This window comes from Roseomonas rosulenta (genome assembly GCF_016106005.1).
In the GTDB taxonomy this organism is placed as follows: domain Bacteria; phylum Pseudomonadota; class Alphaproteobacteria; order Acetobacterales; family Acetobacteraceae; genus Neoroseomonas; species Neoroseomonas rosulenta.
Genome location: NZ_JACADR010000378.1, coordinates 1 through 3,494, shown reverse-complemented (window position 1 = coordinate 3,494; position 3,494 = coordinate 1). Strand labels below are relative to the sequence as shown.

Below are 3,494 nucleotides of genomic sequence, written 5' to 3'. Positions count from 1 at the left end.
GGCGCCGGCGCCGGCGCCGTGGCGGCGGGGGCCGGGGGCGTGGCCCGTGTGCGGGGTTCGACCTGCCGCCGCGTGATCTCGGGGGCTATCTCCTCGAGGTCGATGAAGGCATCCGCCTGGCGGCGCAACTCGTCGGCGATCATCGGCGGCTGCGAGCGCACGGTCGAGACCACCGTCACCCGCACCCCCATGCGCTGCACGGCTTCCACCAGCCGGCGGAAATCCCCGTCGCCGGAGAACAGCACCACGTGGTCGAGGGTCGGCGCCATCTCCAGCATGTCGACCGCGAGCTCGACATCCATGTTGCCCTTGATGCGCATGCGCCCACTCGGGTCGGCCTGCTGCTTGGCCGGCTTGGTCACCACCTGCCAGCCATTGTAGGCCAGCCAGTCGGTCAGCGGCCGCAGGGGGGAATAGTCCTCGGTCTCGATCAGCGCCGTGTAATAGAACGCGCGCACCAGGTAGGTGCCGCCGCGGAAGAAGCCGAGCATCGCCGCGAAGTCGATCTCAAAACCCAGCGCGCGGGAGGTGTGGTAGAGGTTCGCGCCATCCACGAACAGCCCGACCCGCTCCGCACCGCCGCCCCGTCTCATGCCTGCGCTCACGCCCGACTCCCTCGCCCTGTGCCCCGACCGGGGCAGGGTGCCGTCCGCTACACCCTCCGCGCGGCGCTGTCATGGCCGCTGAGGCGGTGCTGGTGGCGATCGGCGCCAATCTGCCGCGTCCCGGCGGATCCGGGCCGATCGAGACCTGCCGCTGGGCGGTGGGCCGGCTCGGCGCCATCCCGGGGATGCGGGTGGTCGCTGTCTCCTCCTGGTGGGAATCGGCGCCGATCCCGCCCGACCCGGCCTCGCCCCCCTACGTGAACGGTGTGGCGCTGCTGGAGGGCGAGGCCACGCCCGAGGCGCTGCTCGCCGCGCTCCATGCCATCGAGGACGAGGCCGGCCGCGCGCGGCCCTATCCGAACGCCCCGCGGGTACTGGACCTCGACCTGATCGACCAGGGCGGGCGGGTGCAGGCCGGGCCGCCCATCCTGCCGCACCCGCGCGCCCAGCAGCGGGCCTTCGTGCTCCGCCCGCTGGCCGAGGTCGCGCCCGGCTGGGTGCATCCGGTGCTGGGGCAGGGGGTGGCGGCGCTGCTGCCCGGCGTGGAAGGGCAGGCGATCCGCCGGATCGGCCCGCGCTGAACCGGATCGCGCGCCTTGCACCGCGGCGCGGCGATGTCTATCTGGATCGTTTACCGGACATCCTGGGCGCCGCACCGCTCTGCGCGCCCCCCCGAACTGGCTGGAGCCACCCATGGCGCGCGTTACCGTCGAAGACTGCATCGAGAAGGTTCCCAACCGCTTCGAGCTCGTGCTGCTCGCCGCCCAGCGCGCGCGCAACATCTCCCGCGGGGAGGAGATCGAGGTCGATCGCGACAACGACAAGAATCCGGTCGTCGCGCTGCGCGAGATCGCCGAGGAGCGCCTCGAGCTCGCCGGCCTGGAAGCCGACCTGATCAAATCCCTCTCGCGCGCGCCGGAGCCCGAGCCCGCCGAGGAGGAGGTGATGGACATCATCGCCACCGACGAGAACATCTTCGGCATCATGGAAGTGCAGGAAGAAGCGCTGCCCGAGGCCTCGGCCGAGGACCTCTCGCCCGACGACATCGAGGCCGCGATCGCCGCCGAGCTGGGCGGCAAGCGCTAAGGCGGGCCGCGCATGGGCCAGGGCGCCGGCGGCACCCGACGAACCGGCCCCGCGCTGGCGCCCGAAGGCCTGCGCAGCGACACCGCGCTCAATCCCGGCGCCGAGCTGGCGCGCCAGGTCCTGGCCTATGACCCGCGCGCCGACGGCGCGCTGATCGAAGCCGCCTACACGCTGGCGGCCGAGGCGCATGCGCCGCAGAAGCGCGAGGACGGCCAGCCCTACATCGTGCATCCGCTGGCCGTCGCCGGCATCCTCGCCGACTACCGGCTGGACGCCGCGACCGTCGCCACCGCGCTGCTGCACGACACGGTCGAGGACACCGGCGTCACGCTGGCCGAGCTCGAGAAGCGCTTCGGCAAGGAAGTGGCGCGCCTCGTCGATGGCGTCACCAAGCTGACGCGCCTCGAACTGCAATCCGAGCGCACCAAGCAGGCGGAGAATTTCCGCAAGCTGGTCCTGGCCATGAGCGAGGACATCCGCGTCCTCATCGTCAAGCTCGCGGACCGGCTGCACAACATGCGCACGCTGGCCGCCGTCACCAAGCCCGAGAAGCGCGTGCGCACGGCGCGCGAGACGCTCGAGATCTACGCCCCGCTCGCCGAGCGCATCGGCATGGATGCGCTCAAGACCGAGATCGAGACGCTGTCCTTCCGCGAGATGAACCCCGATGCCTGGCAGACCATCGCCGCGCGCCTGACCTACCTGCGCGGCCAGGGTGCCGACCTGATCGAGGAGATCGAGCAGGATGTGCGCCGCGTGCTGCGCGACGCCGGCGTCGAGGCCATCGAGGTGCAGGGGCGCGAGAAGTCGCCCTATTCCATCTGGCTCAAGATGCAGCGCAAGAACGTGGCCTTCGAGCAGCTGTCCGACATCATGGCCTTCCGCGTCATCGTGAAGGACAAGGGCGACTGCTACGCCGCGCTCGGCGCCATCCATTCCAGCTATCGCGTCGTGCCTGGCCGCTTCAAGGACTGGATCAGCACGCCCAAGACCAACGGCTACCAGTCCATCCACACCGGCGTGACCGTGCCCGAGCGCCGCAACGCCAAGATCGAGGTGCAGATCCGCACGCGCGAGATGCACGAGATCGCCGAATACGGCGTCGCCGCGCACTGGGTCTACAAGCAGGGCGAGGGATCGGCCGCCACGCGCAAGCGCTACCCCTGGGTGCGCGACCTGCTCGAGATCCTGGAATCCGCCTCCGACCCGCAGGATTTCCTCGACCACACCAAGCTCGAGCTGCATCGCGACCAGGTCTTCTGCTTCACGCCCAAGGGCGACCTGATCGAATTGCCGCGCGGCGCGACCCCGGTCGATTTCGCCTACCAGGTGCATTCCCAGGTCGGCGACAACACGGTCGGCGCCAAGGTCAACGGCAAGATCGTGCCCTTGCGCCACACGCTCGAGAACGGCGACCAGGTCGAGATCATCACCGCGCGCGGCGGCAGCCCGAACCCCGCCTGGGAACGCTTCGTCGTCACCGGCAAGGCGCGCGCGCGCATCCGCCGCTTTGTCCATGCCCGCCAGCGCGCCACGCAGAAGGAGGAAGGCCGCGCGGCGATCGCGAAGGTGTTCCGCGCCGCGGGCCTCGACTTCTCGGAAAAGCAGGTCGAGCCCGCGCTGAAGGTACTGAAGCTGCCGGATTTCGAGGCGCTGTGCATCGCGGTGGCCGCCGGCAACCATTCCCCGCGCGACGTGCTGACCGCGGCCGTGCCCGAACTGCGCACGCCCGCGCGCAGCATCGACCAGATGCCGCTGGCACGCCCGCGCGGGCGGCTCGGCGCGGGGCCCACGCTCGCCCCG

The 3,494-nt window shown here is 70.9% G+C and carries 4 protein-coding genes; 3 read left to right on the top strand and 1 reads right to left on the bottom strand.

Annotation, left to right across the window (positions count from 1 at the left end; genetic code table 11):
- Window positions 1–593 (bottom strand): LabA-like NYN domain-containing protein (locus HW578_RS24515; protein ID WP_198373325.1); only part of this gene is annotated, 593 nt, incomplete at its 3' end.
- Window positions 594–676: 83 nt separating this feature from the next.
- Here HW578_RS24515 and folK point away from each other — a divergent pair.
- The 3 genes from folK to HW578_RS24500 form a co-directional block, all read left to right on the top strand.
- Window positions 677–1,186 (top strand): 2-amino-4-hydroxy-6-hydroxymethyldihydropteridine diphosphokinase, encoded by a 510-nt coding sequence (folK, locus tag HW578_RS24510; protein ID WP_198373324.1) that lies wholly within the window; start codon window positions 677–679, stop codon window positions 1,184–1,186.
- Between the two features lie 112 nt (window positions 1,187–1,298).
- Entirely contained in the window at window positions 1,299–1,691 is a 393-nt protein-coding gene (gene rpoZ, locus HW578_RS24505) for a DNA-directed RNA polymerase subunit omega (protein WP_198373323.1), read from the top strand.
- Window positions 1,692–1,703: 12 nt separating this feature from the next.
- Window positions 1,704–3,494: RelA/SpoT family protein (locus HW578_RS24500; protein WP_198373322.1), on the top strand; the 1,791-nt coding region annotated here is incomplete at its 3' end.